The organism is Corynebacterium sp. (genome assembly GCF_030152825.1).
GTDB lineage: Bacteria > Actinomycetota > Actinomycetes > Mycobacteriales > Mycobacteriaceae > Corynebacterium.
In genome coordinates this window covers 25,162-42,937 of the sequence record NZ_JASLIP010000037.1, presented here as the reverse complement: position 1 = coordinate 42,937, position 17,776 = coordinate 25,162, and the positions used below count along the sequence as shown (strand labels likewise).

18 protein-coding genes are annotated in these 17,776 nt (G+C 66.7%); 17 read left to right on the top strand and 1 reads right to left on the bottom strand.

Going from position 1 to position 17,776, the window contains the following annotated elements; genetic code table 11:
* Positions 1-100: 100 nt before the first annotated feature.
* The 14 genes from Q1V78_RS04420 to Q1V78_RS04355 all read left to right on the top strand — a co-directional run bounded on the left by Q1V78_RS04420 (position 101) and on the right by Q1V78_RS04355 (position 13,492).
* Positions 101-808 (top strand): hypothetical protein, encoded by a 708-nt coding sequence (locus Q1V78_RS04420; RefSeq protein WP_300612071.1) that lies wholly within the window; start codon positions 101-103, stop codon positions 806-808.
* A gap of 6 nt (positions 809-814) precedes the next feature.
* A complete protein-coding gene (gene hemW / locus Q1V78_RS04415; RefSeq protein ID WP_300612069.1) occupies positions 815-2,080 on the top strand; it encodes a radical SAM family heme chaperone HemW in 1,266 nt (421 codons plus the stop codon).
* A gap of 69 nt (positions 2,081-2,149) precedes the next feature.
* Positions 2,150-3,202 carry a heat-inducible transcriptional repressor HrcA gene (gene hrcA, locus Q1V78_RS04410; RefSeq protein WP_300612067.1) on the top strand — a complete coding sequence of 351 codons (1,053 nt, stop codon included), beginning with the start codon at positions 2,150-2,152 and terminating at the stop codon, positions 3,200-3,202.
* A 46-nt stretch (positions 3,203-3,248) separates the two neighbouring features.
* The gene (dnaJ, locus tag Q1V78_RS04405) at positions 3,249-4,391 is read left to right on the top strand and encodes a molecular chaperone DnaJ (RefSeq protein WP_300612065.1); all 1,143 of its coding nucleotides are present in this window, start codon (positions 3,249-3,251) and stop codon (positions 4,389-4,391) included.
* A gap of 94 nt (positions 4,392-4,485) precedes the next feature.
* Positions 4,486-5,265, top strand: a complete 780-nt coding sequence (locus Q1V78_RS04400) for a 16S rRNA (uracil(1498)-N(3))-methyltransferase (protein ID WP_300612063.1) — start codon at positions 4,486-4,488, stop codon at positions 5,263-5,265.
* A gap of 12 nt (positions 5,266-5,277) precedes the next feature.
* Complete coding sequence (locus Q1V78_RS04395) at positions 5,278-6,330, top strand: PhoH family protein (RefSeq protein WP_300612061.1); 1,053 nt, start codon at positions 5,278-5,280, stop codon at positions 6,328-6,330.
* Positions 6,330-6,917, top strand: coding sequence for an rRNA maturation RNase YbeY (gene ybeY / locus Q1V78_RS04390; RefSeq protein WP_300612147.1), 588 nt, complete (start codon positions 6,330-6,332; stop codon positions 6,915-6,917). Before Q1V78_RS04395 ends, ybeY begins: the two co-directional genes overlap by 1 nt.
* A complete protein-coding gene (locus tag Q1V78_RS04385) occupies positions 6,918-8,471 on the top strand; it encodes a hemolysin family protein (RefSeq protein ID WP_300612059.1) in 1,554 nt (517 codons plus the stop codon). It begins immediately after the preceding gene.
* A complete protein-coding gene (era, locus tag Q1V78_RS04380; protein WP_300612057.1) occupies positions 8,455-9,495 on the top strand; it encodes a GTPase Era in 1,041 nt (346 codons plus the stop codon). Before Q1V78_RS04385 ends, era begins: the two co-directional genes overlap by 17 nt.
* 69 nt (positions 9,496-9,564) lie before the next feature.
* A complete protein-coding gene (locus Q1V78_RS04375) occupies positions 9,565-10,170 on the top strand; it encodes a DUF4282 domain-containing protein (RefSeq protein ID WP_300612056.1) in 606 nt (201 codons plus the stop codon).
* Positions 10,154-10,573: a DUF4282 domain-containing protein gene (locus Q1V78_RS04370; protein WP_300612054.1), complete on the top strand. Its 420-nt coding sequence runs from the start codon at positions 10,154-10,156 to the stop codon at positions 10,571-10,573. Before Q1V78_RS04375 ends, Q1V78_RS04370 begins: the two co-directional genes overlap by 17 nt.
* 30 nt (positions 10,574-10,603) lie before the next feature.
* A complete protein-coding gene (gene recO / locus Q1V78_RS04365) occupies positions 10,604-11,362 on the top strand; it encodes a DNA repair protein RecO (RefSeq protein ID WP_300612052.1) in 759 nt (252 codons plus the stop codon).
* A 110-nt stretch (positions 11,363-11,472) separates the two neighbouring features.
* Entirely contained in the window at positions 11,473-12,231 is a 759-nt protein-coding gene (locus Q1V78_RS04360; RefSeq protein WP_300612050.1) for an isoprenyl transferase, read from the top strand.
* Between the two features lie 79 nt (positions 12,232-12,310).
* Complete coding sequence (locus Q1V78_RS04355; RefSeq protein WP_300612048.1) at positions 12,311-13,492, top strand: VIT1/CCC1 transporter family protein; 1,182 nt, start codon at positions 12,311-12,313, stop codon at positions 13,490-13,492.
* A gap of 5 nt (positions 13,493-13,497) precedes the next feature.
* Here Q1V78_RS04355 and Q1V78_RS04350 read toward each other — a convergent pair whose 3' ends face one another.
* On the bottom strand, positions 13,498-13,926 hold the full coding sequence (locus Q1V78_RS04350) for a Fur family transcriptional regulator (RefSeq protein ID WP_300612046.1): 429 nt from the start codon (positions 13,924-13,926) through the stop codon (positions 13,498-13,500).
* 218 nt (positions 13,927-14,144) lie between these two features.
* Here Q1V78_RS04350 and Q1V78_RS04345 point away from each other — a divergent pair, with 218 nt between their 5' ends.
* From Q1V78_RS04345 to Q1V78_RS04335, 3 genes are read left to right on the top strand one after another with little or no spacing between them, the layout of a single operon-like run.
* Entirely contained in the window at positions 14,145-15,524 is a 1,380-nt protein-coding gene (locus Q1V78_RS04345) for a glycine--tRNA ligase (RefSeq protein WP_148792506.1), read from the top strand.
* Complete coding sequence (locus tag Q1V78_RS04340; RefSeq protein ID WP_300612042.1) at positions 15,524-16,063, top strand: hypothetical protein; 540 nt, start codon at positions 15,524-15,526, stop codon at positions 16,061-16,063. Before Q1V78_RS04345 ends, Q1V78_RS04340 begins: the two co-directional genes overlap by 1 nt.
* Positions 16,064-16,094: 31 nt before the next feature.
* Positions 16,095-17,696 (top strand): FMN-binding glutamate synthase family protein, encoded by a 1,602-nt coding sequence (locus tag Q1V78_RS04335; protein WP_300612040.1) that lies wholly within the window; start codon positions 16,095-16,097, stop codon positions 17,694-17,696.
* Positions 17,697-17,776 lie beyond the last annotated feature (80 nt).

Below are 17,776 nucleotides of genomic sequence, written 5' to 3'. Positions count from 1 at the left end.
GTGATGCGGGTACAGTCTTTTATGCGCCGCCCTACAGGGAACCGGAAGCTACAAGGCGAAGTGCCGGATGTCGTGGACGAAGCGAAAACAGGGAGGTCACGTGCACTACGATGCGTCGCTGCGCGTGCGCGACCTCACCCAGAACATCTACGACATTGGTGACGAAATCGCCGAGCACATCGAACACATCGCCCAGGCCGTCGCGGACTGGGACGGTGAGCTGGTCGAGGATTGCCTGCTCGAGTTCACCTCCGTCGTCCGCCAGGGACGCAAGGAAGTCCGCCCGGGGCTCGCGGAGCTCAACGGATTGCGTCAGGCCTTCGTCTCCGGCGTGCGCAGCGGCGAGATGTCTAATACCTTCCAGCACCCCGGACGCACCCTGTCCTTCCTGCGCAAGGGTGCGCCCAGACCGCCGTCCCAGGGGAACGGCGCTCAGAATGGGGAAACGTCCTCAACTCACGACGCGGACGATGGAGACCAGCCGCAGATGGCGACGACCGTCGGCTGGCGGCTGTGGTTGCGCGAGCGCAACGAGGAACTCATCGGGGAGCTGGAGGAGCTCGCCGAGTGGGTCGTCCAGCAGACCGACCTGGCCATCAACGCGCAAGCCGTGCTGTTGCCGCAGGTTTTCAACGAGGCGGAGAAGCGTACTCGGGAGATCGTGGCGCAGTGGCAGGAGGGCGTGGCCAAGCAACCCGCCGTGGCACAAGCCATGCGCGGGGAGGCCCCACCGCAGTTCCTCGCCGAGCGGGCCCGCATCGAACAGCTCATCGCAAAGCTGACGAAGCGGCGCGGCCGGGTAGTGTAGCTGGGCATGACCAGCGGGCTGTATATTCACGTGCCGTTCTGCGCCTCGCGCTGCGGCTATTGCGACTTCAACACCTATACCCCCGCGGAGCTGGCCGCCGATCCAGCCAGCATGGGTTCCGCGCAGGGGCGCACCCCCGCCGGCTACCTCGACGCGCTCGAGGTGGAGCTCGAGCTGGCGGCAGCGGCCTGGGACCGGCAGGGACTCTACGAAGGGGATTCCGACCCCGGGGTGAGCACCGTCTTCTTCGGCGGCGGCACCCCCTCCATGCTGGGGGCCGAGGGGCTGGTGCGCGTCCTCAATGCGGTGCGCCGCGCCGTTGGCCTGGCTCCGGGCGCGGAGGTCACCACGGAGGCCAACCCGGAGTCCACCAGCCCGGAATTCTTCTCCCAACTTCGCGAGGCCGGCTTCAACCGGATCTCCCTGGGCATGCAGTCGGCGGCCGGGCATGTGCTGAAGGTCCTGGAGCGCCAGCACACGCCCGGCCGCCCGGAGCAGGCGGTGGCGGAGGCCAAGGCCGCGGGCTTTGAGCACGTGAACCTGGACCTGATCTACGGCACTCCCACCGAGCGCGACGAGGACCTGGCCCGCAGCTTGGACGCCGTCATCGAGGCGGACGTGGACCACGTTTCTGCCTACTCTCTCATCGTCGAGGACGGCACCGCGATGGCCCGCAAGGTCCGCCGCGGGGAGCTACCCGCCCCGGACGAGGACGTCTACGCCGACCGCTACCGCATGATCGACGAGCGCCTCGTCGAGGCGGGTTTCCAGTGGTACGAGGTTTCCAACTGGACAAAGCCGGGCGGGGAGTGCGAGCACAACCTCATTTACTGGCGGGATGGCCAGTGGTGGGGTGCGGGCCCGGGAGCCCACGGCTGCGTGCGACTGCAGGAAGGTGCGGCGGCGCAGTACCTGCTGGCCGAGGCTGCGGAGCGCGTTGGCGCGGAAGACTTCTCTGGCATCACCCGCCTGGTCAACGCCAAGTACCCCGCCCGCTACTGGGAAGCCCTCATTCAGCGCCACAGCCTGCCGACGGTGACCTTCGAACCACTGAGCCATGCGGACCTGGCCACCGAGCACCTGATGCTGGGGCTGCGCCTGCGAGAGGGCGTGGCGCTCGCGGGGCTGGCGGGAGCCGAGGCAGAAATCGAGCGCTACCAGCGCCTGGGCCTGCTCGAGGTCGATGCGCACGCACAGCGACTGCGCGTCACGGAGCAGGGCCGCTACCTGGTGGACGGCATCGTCACCGATCTGCTGCTCGCCATGGAGTGATCATGGAGTGAGCCGGGCCTTTCGCCTAGGCTGGGGGAGAAGCAGAACAGATGGTGGTGAGCATTTTCCGTGACTAATCGCGTGCCCAAGAACCGCGCGTCGCTGTCGACCCAGCAACGCCGCAGCGAGGTGCTGCGCGCCATCGTGTCGGACTACATCTCCCTGCAGGAGCCGGTGGGCTCCAAGATGCTCCTCGACCGGCACCAGCTGGGAGTGTCCTCCGCGACGATCCGCAACGACATGGCCGCCCTCGAGAAGGATGGCTACATCACCCAGCAGCACACCAGCTCCGGGCGCATCCCCACCGCGAAGGGCTACCGCCACTTCGTGGACGGCATCCACGCGGTCAAGCCGATGAGCATGCCGGAGCGGCGGGCGATCCTGGACTTCCTGGAGCACGGGGTGGACCTGGAGGACGTCCTGCGTCGCAGTGTGCAGCTGCTGGCCCAGCTGACCCGTCAGGTGGCGGTCGTGCAGCTGCCGGACATGCGCATCGGCTGGGTGAAGCACTGCGAGCTCGTGCGCCTCACCACCCACCGTCTGCTCGTCGTCCTCATCACGGACACCGGCCGGGTCGATCAGCGCAACGTCGACCTCGCCGAACCGCTCGCCGAGTCTGACCTGCCGCGCGTCCGCGACCTGGTCAACCACAGCGTCGTCGGGCTCACCCTAGAGGAGGCATGTGCGAAGATCGCCTCCCTCGCCCAGGAAGCCCGGTTGAAGACGGTGCCCGCGGAGCTGCGGCCAGCCCTGATCGCGGTGGCGACCGTGCTGATGGAGACCATGGTGGAGCGACCCAATGACCGGCTCATTCTCGCCGGCACCCCGAATATCGCCCGGGTGGGGGAATTAACCCCGGTGCTCGAAGCGTTGGAAGAGCAGGTCGTCGTTCTCAAGCTCCTCTCCGGGGTCCGAGACATGGGCATCCAGGTCAGCATCGGCGAGGAGAATGAGGACGAAGAGCTGCGCAGCGCCTCGGTGATCTCCACCGGCTACGGCGCGGAAAACGCGGTCATGGGCGGGCTCGGTGTGCTGGGCCCGACGCACTTGGACTACCCTGGCACGATGTCTAAGGTGACCGCAGTGGCGCACTATGTATCCCGGATTCTGGCCGGGGAGTAGACTGTAAGTTTGGTTTCGATAGCGAGCAAAGGGGATAAAACTCACCGTGGCCCGTGACTATTACGGCATTCTTGGCGTGGAACGAAACGCCACCGATGCGGAGATCAAGAAGGCTTATCGCAAGGTCGCCCGTAAGTACCACCCGGACGTCAACCCGTCCGAGGACGCGGCGGAGAAGTTCCGGGAGGCGACCCTCGCCCAGGAGGTCCTCCTTGACCCGCAGAAGCGCCAGATCGTGGACGCCGGCGGGGACCCAGAGGAGCAGGGCTTCGGCCAGCCGGGTGGCGGCGGTGGATTCGGCACCGGTGGACTGGGCGATATCTTCGACGCCTTCTTCGGCGGTGGCGGCGGGGGAGCGGGCCAGCGCGTCTCCCGCGTACGCCGTGGCAACGATGCGCTGCTGCGAATCTCGCTGAGCCTGGAGGAGATCTACTCCGGCATCAAGCACGAGGTCACCGTGGACACCGCCGTGCTGTGCGAGCCCTGCGAGGGGACGGGGTCGCAGTCCAAGTCCGAGCCGGTGGGTTGCCCCACCTGTCACGGGCAGGGCCAGGTCATGGAGGTTCAGAACTCCATCCTGGGCCGCGTGCAGGTCGCCCGCCCGTGCCACCGCTGCGGCGGCACCGGCGAGATCATTGAGGACCCGTGCGAGAACTGTCAGGGTGATGGCCGGGTGCGCGCCCGCCGGGACATCGCGGTGAACATCCCGGCCGGTATTTCCGACGGCATGCGCATCCGTATGGCCGGTGAGGGCGAGGTCGGTCCGGGCGGTGGGCCGGCCGGTGACCTCTACATCGAGGTCCAGGCCGAGGATCACCCGATGTTCATCCGTGAGGGCGATAACCTGCACGTCACCATCTCCGTCCCGGCGGTGGACGCCGCCCTGGGCACGAAGACCTCGCTGGAGCTGCTGGACGGCAGCAACGAGTCGGTGGAGATCCCGGCCGGTACCCAGCCGGACGAGCAGATTCGCCTGTCCGGCCAGGGCATGCCTCACCTGCGCCGCGAGGGCCACGGCAACCTGATCGTCCACGTGGACGTCATCGTGCCAAACAACCTGAGCCACAAGCAGCGCGAGCTGCTGGAGCAGCTGCGCGACCACTCCAAGGAGGACGTGACAGTGAACATGAAGGGTGGCCAGCACAGCGGCCTGTTCTCCCGGCTGCGCAAGCACTTCTCCCGCGCCTAAGAAGGCGCAGGGAGGCCGATAAGGCCGGCCTAGCCAAGCGCCCGTGCAACGGCGTAGCCAGCCGAGCCACCAGCGGAAGAAGCGGAAGAAACTAGTGACAGAATCGGTGTTCATTCAGCCCCTGCCCGATGGTCTTGCGGTCGGTGATTCCGTCCAGCTCACTGGCGCGGAGGCTCGGCACAGCCAGGTCAAGCGCATTGCCGAGGGGGAGGCGGTCATCGTGAGCGACGGTGCCGCCACCGCCGTGCGTGGCACGTTTTCTACTGCTGGCGTGCAGGTCTCCGAGCTACTGGAGCTGCCGCAGCCCACGCCCCGGGTGACGATCGTCCAGGCTCTGCCGAAGTCCGACCGCTCCGAGCTGGCGGTGGACCTGATGGTCCAGGCCGGGGTGCATCGAATCATCCCGTGGGCTGCCAGCCGCTGCATCGCCCGCTGGGACAAGAAGGAAGACAAAGCCCTGGCCCGCTGGGAGAAAACCGCCTTCGCGGCCACCAAGCAGTCCCGCCGGCTCGTCCTTCCCGAGATCACTGGGCTGCTGCGCAATCTCAGCGACCTGCCGGAGCTCGTGCCGGGGCTCGCCGCGCCCGAACCAACCGCGCGCCTCGGGATGCTTCACGAGGACGCCCGCGGCAGCTTCCGATCCTTCGTCGAGAGCGCGGCCGGAGTAGAGGAAATTGTGCTTGTCATCGGGCCGGAGGGCGGCATCACCCCGGACGAGCTGACGGCCCTCGAGGGGCTCGGCGGCCAACCGGTCGTCCTCGGACCCGAGGTGCTGCGCACCGCCACCGCAGGCGCCGTGGCGTTGGGGGCGATTGGTGCCCTCACCGGCCGCTGGGAGCGATCGGCGCCCTCACTGACTGATAGAGCGCGGTAGGATAAGGCCCATATGGTTCCTCATACTGTCCGCACCCACGGAGCCCACGCAGCGCAGTCACCACGCCCGCGAGTAGCCAGCTCCACCCTTGAACTTCCCCCAGAAGCCGTGCTGGCCGTCTCCGGTCCGGCAGATGAAAATCTCAGGATCGTCGAAGACACCGTCGACGCAGACATCCTGACCCGTGGCAACCACCTGGTCTTGCGCGGCGAGGCCAGCGAGGTGAGCCGCACCCGCAAGATCCTGATGGAGATGGCCGCCATCGCTGATCACGGCCAGACGGTCACCCCGGACGTCACCCGTCGCATTATCGAAATGCTCGACGAGCAGGGCGCGGCGCTGAACTACAAGGCCGCTCCGATCGTCAGCTACCGCGGCAAGGCGGTGCGGCCCAAGACCCTCGGCCAGGAAGAGTACGTCGAGGCGATCGACAACTACTCGGTCGTATTCGGGCTCGGCCCCGCAGGCACGGGCAAGACCTACCTGGCGATGGCCAAGGCAGTGCAGGCGCTGCAGGCCAAGGAGGTCACCCGGATCATCCTCACCCGTCCGGCCGTGGAGGCGGGGGAGAACCTCGGCTTCCTGCCCGGCACCCTGGGCGACAAGATCGACCCCTACCTGCGCCCCCTCCACGACGCGCTGCGGGAGATGGTGGATCCGGAGATCATCCCGCGGCTCATGGAATCCGGCGTCATCGAGGTCGCCCCGCTGGCCTATATGCGCGGCCGCACGCTGAACAACAGCTTCGTCATCCTGGACGAGGCGCAGAACACCACGCCCGCGCAGATGAAGATGTTCCTCACCCGCCTCGGCTTCGGGTCGAAGATGGTGATCACCGGCGACCTGACCCAGGTGGACCTGCCGAAGAATCAGCGCAGCGGCCTGGCCGCAAGCCAGGAAATCCTGGACGGCGTGGACGGCATCCGTTTCGCCGAGCTGAGCAGCAACGACGTCGTCCGGCACCGCCTGGTGACCCGCATCGTGGACGCCTACGAGCGCTTCGAGGCCGAAGAGGAGCTCGCCCGCTTGGACCGTGAAGAAGAACAGGAATGGAGAACCCGCTAGTGAGCATCGAGGTTTTTAACGAATCCGGCTGGGGCGAGATCAACGAGGAAGAGCTGATCGACGTCGCCCGCTATACGCTGTGGACCATGGACGTCCACTCCAGCGCGGAGCTGTCCATCCACATCGTGGACGAGGAGACCATCGCCGATCTCCACCTGCGCTGGCTGAACCTGCCGGGCCCGACGGATGTCATGAGCTTCCCAATGGATGAGCTCACCCCGGGATGGGGCCGCAAGGACGGCCCGCCGACCTCCCCGGCGATGCTGGGCGACATCATGCTCTGCCCGAGTTTCGCGAAGGGGCAGGCCGAGCGCGCCGGCCACTCCCTGGCCCACGAGCTGGACCTGCTGACCGTGCACGGCGTGCTGCACCTGCTGGGCTTCGACCACGTGACCCCGGAGGAGGAACAGCAGATGTTCTCCATCCAGAACGAGGTCCTGGCGAATTGGTACGACTCCCAGGAGGAGCGCGGCGTGAAGTTCGGCCCGAAGCCGAGCGGTGCCGCGGCCTTCCCGAGCGCCGCCGACCGCGACGACACCGGCTCCGGCAGCTCCTTCAGTGCCGATGCAGAAACCGAGTCTAGGTAAATGGACTACTGGATATTAGCTGGCACTATCGGCCTAATTCTCGCGCTCGCGGTCGGCGCGGTGTTCTCCCTTGCTGAGACCGCACTATCCTCGCTCTCTGCGGCGCGGGTTGAGACGCTGGTGAAGGACGAGAGGCCAGGTTCCCGTCGCTTGGCCAAGGTCATGACGTACCGCGCGGAGCACATCAACCTGCTAGTCCTGCTGCGCACCCTGTGCGAGGTCACGGGCACGGCGCTGATGGCGGCGGTGTTCGTCGAGGCCTTCGGTCTGCACGTCTGGTCCCTGGTCGCCGCGATTGTTCTGACGGCGCTCATCAACTTCGTCGTCATCGGCGTGCTGTCTCGCACTTTGGGACGTCAAAACCCTTACTCCATTTCCCTGGCGGCGGCCCCATTCCTGCTGGGGGTGAACCGGGTCTTCGGTTTTCTTGCCCGCGGGCTGGTGCGCGCTGGTTCGGTGCTCTCCCCAGGCCGGGGCTTTAGGGACGGCCCGTTCGCCTCGGAGATCGAGCTGCGGGAGATGGTGGACATCGCTACGGAGCACGGCATCGTGGAGACCGACGAGCGCCGGATGATCCAGTCCGTCTTCGACCTGACGAATACGACCGCGCGTGCGGTGATGGTGCCGCGCACGGAGATGGTGTGGATCGAGGACACGAAGTCCGCCGGCCAGGCGACGAGCCTGTGCGTGCGCTCCGGGCTGTCCCGTCTACCGGTGATCGGCGAGGACGTCGACGACATCGTCGGCATCGTCTATCTCAAGGATCTGGTTGCGCAGACGTACCACGACCAGGACGCCGGCCGTCACACGCCGGTGACCGAGGTGATGCGCAAGCCGAACTTCGTCCCTGATTCCCGGCTGCTCACCGACCTGCTCGAGGATATGCAGCGCGACCAGGTGCACCTGACGATGCTGGTCGACGAGTACGGCGCGGTCGCGGGCCTGATCTCCATCGAGGACATCCTGGAGGAGATCGTCGGCGAGATTTCCGACGAATACGACGCCGTCGAGGACCTGCCGATCGAGGACCTGGGCGATGACCGTTACCGGGTCAGCTCCCGGCTCTCCCTGGACGAGCTGGAAGAGCTCTTCCGTGAGCAGCGCTACGAGGGCGTGCACCACGGCGAGCAGTGGGACTCCTCCCGTGGCGAGTCTGGAAACGGGGAGGCGGCCCGCGAGGAACGCGGCGGCGAGGGCTCCCGGGAGGACCGCAGCTGGGTTCCGGAGCGAGCCACGGAAATCGAGTTCAGTGAGGAGCAGCATGACCAGGCCGACACAGTGGCTGGGCTGGGTGCCCTGGAGCTGGGCAAGGTGCCGATGCCGGGGGCGGAGATCACCACCGCCGGGCTGCACCTGGTCTTCGAGGGCGGGCACAACAAGAGGGGTCGCTACATCGTGAAGTCCGCGGTCGTCAGCCGGGTGGCCCCGGGGGAGGATCAGCCCGCTGAGGATGGTGCCGAGGCAGCGGCCCAGTCCGGTTCCGGCGAGGCTAACCCGCGACGCGATGATTCCGCCCCACGGCCTGCAGTAGGGCAGAATGGGGAGGGTGACTAGCGAGATGAACTTCCCCGATGAGTCGATGCTCCCCGCAGACGCCGCTGCCAGCCCAGCAGCAGGCAAGCCCACGAATGACGGTGCGAATGCTGGGCTCGGCTTCGACACGCCCGAGGGCTTCCGCTCCGGCTTCGTGAGCTTCGTGGGCCGGCCGAACACCGGCAAGTCCACGCTGACCAACGCCCTGGTCGGCGAGAAGATCGCCATCACCGCCGACCAGCCGGAGACCACTCGCCACCCGATCCGCGGGCTCGTGCACCGGCCGAAGGCCCAGATCGTCGTCGTGGACACCCCGGGACTGCACCGGCCGCGCACTCTGCTGGGCGAGCGGCTCAACGACGTGGTCAAGGAAACCTACGTGGACATGGACCTGATCTGTGTGTGCGTGCCGGCCGACGAGAAGATTGGCCCAGGCGACCGCTGGATCGTGGAAAACGTCCGGCATGTCGCACCCAAGGTGCCGCTGATGGGCATCGTCACCAAGACCGACAAGGTCTCGAAGGACCGGGTTGGCCAGCAGCTACTCGGCCTGCACGCCATGCTCACCGAAGCGCTCGACGGCGCCGAGGTGGACGTCGTCCCGCTGTCCGCCCAGGACGGGTTCCAGCTGGAAACCCTGGTGGACGTCATCGCCGAGAAGCTGCCCGAGGGCCCGAAGTTCTACCCTGACGACCACGTCACCGACGACGACACCGAGACCCGCATCGCCGAGCTGATCCGTGAGGCCGCGCTGAGTGGACTGGAGCACGAGCTGCCGCACTCGGTGGCGGTGAAGGTGGACGAGATCCTGCCGTCCCCGACCAGGGAGGGCGTGCTGAACGTGCACGCGGTGATCTACGTGGAGCGGGAAGGGCAGAAGGCCATCCTGCGAGGCCGCAACAACCGCCGCCTGTCCCGCATCGTGCACAACTCCCGCCTCCAGATCATCGAGATGCTGGGGCAGAACATCTTCCTGGACGTCCGCCTGAAGGTGGCGAAGAACTGGCAGTCCGACCCGAAGGCACTGGAGCGCATGGGCTTCTAAACCCGCGCCCGGCCCGGCCACTGGGCGCATCGCGGCACACCGGCGCGATCGCGCACCCGAGGAGAACACATGGAAAACCCCGAAAAACAACCTTCTGACTTCTCACCCCGCACCCCGGGCGAGCTGACGCCTGAGCAGGCCCGGCAGGCCAACGAGACCTTCCTGCAGGGCCAGGGCATGGAAAACCGCACTCCGGAGTATCGGCCCAGCCCCGGGGCTCAGGACCCACAGGACGGCAGCTTCCTCGGCGCGCTATTCGACTTCAGCTTCCGCCGCTACGTCACCCCGAGCGTGGCCCAGGTGCTGTACATGGTGCTCTTCGTGGTCATCGGCGTGGCCGCCGGCCTGGCGCTGCTGGGCGCGGTGAGTGTGTTCTTCTCCGGCCAGCCGCTGGGCTTCAGCCTGCTGGTCTTCGTCCTGGCTGTCCCGCCGATCGTGCTGATTACGGTGGCGGTGCTGGCGCTGTCCCGCGTCTACCTGGAGGTCGCGGTCTCCCTGATCCGCACTTCCCAGTCGGTGCAGGCCATCGACGCGCGCCAGGAGCAGCGCCTGCGCGCCATGGAGCAGGGCCAGGTGCAGAACCACAGCGCAGCCCAGCAGCGTGAGAACTCCGCGCAGCAGAACTACCCGCCGCACCTGCCGAACCCGGGCCCGAGCCATGGCGACCAGAACTAGCCAGACCGCGAAGCCGGAGGGCTTCCTCCGCACGCTGACGGACTTCGGCTTTGACCGCATCCTTTCCCCCGGCTTCATCCGGGTGCTCTACATTCTGGGCATCGTGATCATTCTGGTGAATGCGGTGGTCATGACCTTCGGCTCGATGATCGGACTGAGCGGGGTGGGCATCTCCATCAATGGTTTCGACGGCTCCGAGTTCTTCACCAGCTTCCCGGAGATCAGCTTCGAGCCAAACGTGGCGAACGTCCTGGTCTCCGGCGTGCTCTATGCCGTGGTCGCCTTCATCGAGATCGCCCTGCTGCGCGTGGCCCTGGAGATGGTCGCCGCCATCGCCGCGACGGCCACCGCTTGGAAGCGGATCCGGCGTCGCTCCGACGCGCACCCCGAGCTCATCGTCTAAGCAGCCGCCCCACGCGGTAGCCTGTCAGCCATGTCTTCTTTCTCGCCTCGCCCGAACTTCCGGGACGAGGCCTTCGTCTTGCGCAGCTACAAGCTGGGGGAGGCCGACCTCATCCTCGTGTTGCTGACCCGCAGCCACGGGGTAGTGCGCGCGGTCGCCAAGGGCATCCGCAAGACGAAGTCCCGCTTCGGCGCTCGCCTCGACCGCTTCTCGAAGGTCAGCGTGCAGGTCTACCGGGGCCGCAGCCTGGGAAAGATCACGGATGCCGCCTCCCTGGCCAGCTACGCCGGCCCCATCGTCGCGGACGTGGACAAGTACTTCGCCGGGGCCGCCATGCTGGAGCTCGCCCAGATCCTCTCCACCGCGGAGGGCTCCTCCGAGGCCGTCTTTTCTAGCTTGGACGCCAACCTCGCCCTGCTTGCCGGGACCGACCCCGCCGCCCCAGAGCTGCCCCCGGTGAGTGTGGCCGATCGCTTCGTCCTCCACGGGCTCGCTGAGGCTGGCTGGATGCCCAGTCTCGTGGACTGCGCCCAGTGCGGCCGCCCCGGTCCGCACCGGGCCTTCCACCCGCGCGTTGGGGGTAGTGTGTGCGTGCTCTGTCGCCCGCCGGGCTCGGCCACCCCGCCGCCCGAGGCGGTGCGCCTGCTGTGGCTGCTGGCCCACGACCGGCTGGCGGTGGCCGCCCAGGTCGCGGCCAACCCCGGCAACGTGCGGGTGGCCCACGAACTGCTGTTGGCGCACGTCCGCCAGCAGCTGGAGGTCGCCTGCCCGGCCTACGCTGCCCTCTGAGCCGATCGGGCCCGGCCGGGAAGGACCACCCGCCGGCGGGTGGCGTCGTCCCCACGACAACGGGGTGACCGCGGGAGGGAATAACGGGCCTGCGGAGTGGGGCTGGCACAATGGCTGTTGTGAAGAACGAAACCGCAACCCGAGAACAGATCGCCAGCCTCCCCACCGGGCTTGTGCCGCGGCACATCGCGCTGGTCATGGACGGCAACGGCCGCTGGGCGCAGGAACGCGGTCTGGCGCGCACCGAGGGGCACAAGCGCGGCGAGGCGGTGCTGATCAGCCTGGTGGAGGAGTGCCTTGAGCTGGGCGTCGAGGCGCTCTCTGCTTATGCCTTCTCCACGGAGAACTGGCGGCGCTCGGCCGAGGAGGTGCGCTTCCTCATGGGCTTCAACAGGGATGTGCTGCGCAAACAGCGCGATTACCTGGACTCCCTCGGGGTGCGGATCCGTTGGGTGGGCCGCCGCCCGCGCCTGTGGCGCTCGGTGATTAGCGAGCTGGAGCGCGCGGAGGAGCAGACGAAGCACAACACTCGGATGACGCTGTACATGTGCATCAACTACGGCGGCCGCGCGGAGATCGCGGATGCGGCGAAGGCCCTGGTGGCAGAGGCGAATCACGGGCGGATCAAGCCCCGGGATGTCTCCGAGAAGGATTTCGCCCGTTACCTCGACGAGCCCGACATGCCGGACGTGGACCTGTTCCTGCGCCCGTCGGGGGAGCAGCGGACCAGCAACTTTTTGATCTGGCAGTCGGCTTATGCCGAGATGGTCTACCAGCAGGTGCTGTTCCCGGACTACACCCCGGCTCACCTGCGCGGGGCGATCTGGGAGTTCGCTTCGCGGGATCGCCGCTTCGGTGGCGTGAAGTAGGATTGCTCTCTGGTTTTCTTTTCTGCTTCTCTGATTTTTATGACGTCGCCGCCGCGGCGTGAGGAAGGCGTGATGGTTCGTGGTTGATCAGCCGGATCAGCGGCCCAACGAGCAGCCTGACGAGCTGCCGGCTGAGCAACCAGTGGAGCAGCCGACCAAGAAACAGATCGCCACGTGGCGGCGCTATCTCGCCGACGAGCGGGCGGAGGGGGCCGTGTACCGCGAGCTGGCGCGCAAGAAGACGGGGGAGGAGCGCGAGATCCTGCTAGGCCTGGCTGAGGCGGAGGCCCGGCACGAGGCCTATTGGCGCGCCCGGTTGGGGGAGTACGTCGGCCTGCCGCAGAAGGCCAGCTTCAGCACCCGGATGCACGCCTTCTTGGCGGAGCGTTTCGGTTCGGTCTTCGTGCTTGCGCTGTTGCAGTCGGCGGAGGAGCGCCGCAGCGGGGTGGCGGATATTGATGCGGCGGATTCGATTCTTGCGGACGAGGCCATTCACGCGGAGGTGGTCCGCGGTCTGGCGGCGCGTGGCCGGGCACGGATGTCGGGGGACTTCCGGGCAGCGATCTTCGGGGCGAACGACGGGCTGGTTTCGAACCTCGCGCTGGTGCTGGGCATGGTCGGCACCGGCGCCCCCTCGAACGTGGTGTTGGTGACCGGCATTGCCGGGCTGCTGGCCGGTGCGTTGTCCATGGCTGCCGGCGAGTACGTTTCGGTCTCCAGCCAGCAGGAGCTGCTCGCGGCCAACGCCCCGGCGGAAGACACCGCGGGGGCGGTGCCGAAGCTGGACGTGCGGGAAAACGAGCTGGAGCTGGTCTACCGTGCCCGTGGCATGGCGCCGGAGGAAGCCCGGGCGAAGGCGCAGCGGGTCTTCGAGGAGATTCTTTCCTCCCCGGCGGTGGACGTGGGGTTGCCCTACGAGGATCCGGCCCACGGTTCTTCAGCCCACGAGTCTTCGGCGGAGGCAGCCCCGAAGGACGAGGAGTCCACGGGCTCCCCGGTATCCGCCGCGGTGTCGAGCTTCCTGCTGTTCTCCCTGGGCGCGATCGTGCCAGTGCTGCCGTACCTCTTCGGCGCGGACGGGCTGAGCGCTGCGGTGATCGCCTGCGTGTTGGTGGGGATAGCCCTGCTGCTGACCGGCGGGATCGTGGGCCTGCTCTCCGGCGCCTCCCCGGCTAAGCGCGCATTGCGCCAGCTGGCTATCGGCGCCGGGGCCGCTGCGGTGACCTACGGGCTGGGTTCCCTCTTCGACGTCAGCGTTTAAAGCTTCTAGGACTTCTTTGCGGCGCAGTCCGCGCAGAGGCCGAAGATATCCGCAGTGTGGCCTGTCTTGCGGAAGCCGTACTTCTTTGCGACGTCGCGGGCCCAGTCTTCCACCGGACCGCCGTCGATCTCCACGGTCGTGCGGCAGTCGTTGCACACCAGGTGATGGTGGTGGGTATCCATGGCGCAGCGCCGGTAGAGGGTCTCCCCGGACTCGTTATTGAGCGTGTCGATCGCCCCCATCGCGGACATCTGCTGCAGGGTGCGGTAGACCGTGGTGAGCCCAACCTTCTCGCCCGCCGCGACGAGGCGAGCGTGGATGTCCTGGGCGCTGGCGAATTCCTCCACCTGTTCGAGCATGGCGACGACCGCCGCGCGCTGCCGGGTATTGCGCTGACCGATGTTGATTCCGCCGGTGGAGTTCTTGCTAGTCATGAATCGAAGCCTAGCCCTGGCGACGCTGGTTTTCAGTAAGTTGTCAATAACGGACCTGTGGGGTGGTACGGCGAGGAGGGGATGCACTGAAACGCCGAATTGCCATATCGGTTAAGATAGCCTCTGGCAAGCGACCGCCCTGGTGTCCAGGAATGCAGGTCGCGCAACAGTGCAAGAAATTGCAGAACAGAGTTCGTTTTAAAGGAGAGCGTCCCAGCATGGCAGGAAAAGTAGATGCCGTTGTCAACCTCGCGAAGCGCCGTGGCCTGGTTTACCCCTGTGGTGAGATTTACGGCGGTACCCGCTCTGCGTGGGATTACGGCCCGCTGGGCGTGGAGCTCAAGGAGAACATCAAGCGCCAGTGGTGGCGCTCGATGGTGACCAGCCGCGGCGACGTCGTCGGCCTGGACAGCTCCGTCATCCTCCCGCGCCGCGTGTGGGAGGTCTCCGGCCACGTGGACGTCTTCACCGACCCGCTGGTCGAGTCTCTCTACACCCACAAGCGCTACCGCGCCGACCACCTGCTGGAGGCCTACGAGGAGAAGCACGGCCACCCGCCGGCAAACGGCTTGGCTGATATCAACGACCCGGAGACCGGCCAGCCGGGCAAGTGGACCGAGCCGCGCGCCTTCTCCGGTCTGATGAAGACCTACCTGGGTCCGGTCGACGACAAGGAAGGCCTGGCCTACCTGCGTCCGGAGACCGCACAGGGCATCTTCACGCAGTTCAAGAACGTAATGAACTCCTCCCGCCAGAAGCCGCCGTTCGGTATCGCCCAGATCGGTAAGTCTTTCCGCAACGAGATCACCCCGGGCAACTTCATCTTCCGCACCCGCGAGTTCGAGCAGATGGAGATGGAGTTCTTCGTCGAGCCGGGCACCGACGAGAAGTGGCAGGAGTACTGGATCGAGCAGCGTCTGAACTGGTACGTCAACCTGGGCATTGACCGCGAGAACCTGCGCCTGCGCGAGCATACCGAGGACGAGCTGTCCCACTACGCCAAGCGCACCGTGGACGTCGAGTACGCCTTCCATTTCACCGGCTCCAAGTGGGGCGAGCTCGAGGGCATCGCCAACCGCACGGACTACGACCTGAAGACCCACTCCGAGGGATCCGGCGAGGACCTGTCCTACTACGACCAGCAGAAGGAAGAGCGCTGGATCCCGTACGTCATCGAGCCGGCCGCCGGCCTGGGTCGCTCCCTGATGGCCTTCCTCGTCGACGCTTACACCGAGGAGGAGGTGCCGAACGCTAAGGGCGGCACCGACACCCGCACCGTCCTGAAGCTGGACCCGCGTCTGTCCCCGGTGAAGGTCGCCGTCCTGCCGCTGTCGAAGAAGGAGACCCTGACCCCGACCGCGGAGAAGATTGCCGACAAGCTGCGCGGTCTGTGGAACATCGACTACGACACCTCCGGTGCTATTGGTCGCCGCTACCGTCGTCAGGACGAGATCGGCACCCCGTACTGCGTGACCGTCGACTTCGACACCCTGGAAGACAACGCCGTCACCGTCCGCGAGCGCGACACGATGGAGCAGGAGCGCGTCGCTATCGACGAGCTCGAGGGCTACCTCGCGCAGCGCCTGGCTGGCTGCTAATGAATAGCGACATCCGATGGGGCGTGCCCAGCGACGGGCACACGTTCCCGATCTATGCCGGACCGGCGGATGACATGGACCGCATCGCGGAGTTCGCCGATGAGCGCGGGGTGCAGCACATCCGCTTCGGCGGCGACACCTGGCGGCTCACCGCCGACGAGGGACCGGAGGCACAGGCCGAGAACCCGACGGGTACCTGGACCGCGAAGGGGAACAGCGATAAGTTCCACACCGCGGACCGGGTGACCATCAACGCGGACCGCCACGAGATCGGAATCATCGCTGAATCCCGCCGCAACTTCGTCCTCGACATCGACGGCGAGAAGGCTGGGCAGTACAGTTCCGATAACCGGGGCCTGCGCAACCTCCACGTGGAGTTCGAAGGGCCGGGGGAGAAGCTGCCGCTGGATGTCCAGGTCTTCGTGTCCTGGGTTGCCCGGCGTACCCTGGAAACTCGAGTGGTTCGAACCACGGGGATGTTGACGATGGCGCTGGCCATTTGCGTGGTCATCGCGATCGTCGTCTGGTTCACCACGTAGCCGGAGAATAAAATTCTTAAGGAGCATCATCATGCCAAGTGGTCGCAAACTCATCCGTAAAGCGGTGAAGTACGGGGCACTGGCCGCCTCTGCCGTCGCGGCGGTGGACATCATCCAGCCCAAGCACGCCATTCGCCGTAACTACCCGGTTCTGGGCCGCGCCCGCTGGATGATGGAATCCATCCGCCCGGAGATCCAGCAGTACTTCGTCGAGTCCAACATCGATGGCCGCCCGTTCGACCGCGTGACCCGCACGATGGTGTACCAGAGCGCGAAGAACCTCCCGGCGGAGGAGGCCTTCGGCACCCAGCGCGACCTCTTCGTTCCGGGCCGTGACCACCTGCTTCACTCCACCCACCCGGTGCCGGCCCGTACTGACGCACCACTCGTGCGCCTCGGCGGCCCGGAGTGCACCCAGCCCTATGACATCTCCCTGTTCAACATCTCCTCGATGTCGTTCGGCTCCCTGTCCGCCAACGCTGTGCTCGCGATGAACAAGGGCGCGGCGATGGGCGGCTTTATCCAGGAGACTGGTGAGGGCGGGCTGACCAAGTACCACCTGGAGTACGGTGCGGACCTGATCTGGGAGATCGGCTCCAGCTACTTCGGCTGCCGTACCGAGGACGGCCACTTCGACCCCGAGCAGTTCCGCGTCAAGGCCAACTACCCGGAGGTCAAGGGCATCCTCATCAAGCTCAGCCAGGGTGCGAAGCCGGGCATGGGCGGCATGCTGCCGGGCCACAAGGTCAACGCGGAGATCGCCGAGGCCCGCGGCATCGAGGAGGGGCAGGACTGCCTCTCCCCGGCGTGGCACTCCGAGTTCGACACCCCGCTGGAGCTGATGCACTTCGTTAAGAAGCTGCGCCGCCTGGCCAACGGCAAACCGGTGGGCATCAAGTTCTGCGTGGGTTCCCGCCACGAGGTGCTCTCCCTGTGTAAGGCGATGCTCAAGGCGAAGACCGCCCCGGACTGGATCACCGTCGACGGTGCCGAGGGCGGCACGGGTGCGGCCCCACTGGAGTTCCTGGACCGCGTGGGTACCCCGCTGACCGAGGGGCTGATGATCGTCCACAACGCACTGGTGGGCACGGGCCTGCGCGACCAGGTCGCCGTCGGCGCGGCCGGTAAGGTCGTCGGTGGCGCGGATATCATCCGCCGCCTTGCGATCGGCGCGGACTTCACGATGTCCGCCCGCGGCATGATGATGGCCGCAGGCTGCATCCAGGCCAAGAAGTGCCACGACAACACCTGCCCGACCGGTGTGGCCACCCAGAATCCGTGGCTCGCCCGCGGCCTGGATGTCGACAGCAAGGCCGAGCGTGTGGCGAACTACCACCGCAATACGCTGAAGTCCACCACTCGCATTCTGGGAGCCATGGGGCTGCATGACGTCAGTCAGCTGGGTCCCGGCCACCTGGTGCGCCGCGTGGACCAGACCCAGGCTCGCCCGTACGAGGACCTCTACCCGTGGCTCGAGCCGGGCAGCCTGCTGGAAGAAAAGGCCCCGGACGACTGGCAGCGTGACTACGACCGCGCGACCTACGACCAGTACTCGATGCTGCCGCCGGTGCAGGGCCGTGTGCGCCGCCCGGGCCACCACTTCTTCGCCGAGGGCAACGTCGGCAGCGTCTAGGGGATAAACGCCCCGTGGGCTGGGGTAGTCCTGTCGGTGCGGCGCACCAGGAGACTGCCGCCCCGGGGACGGATACAGGA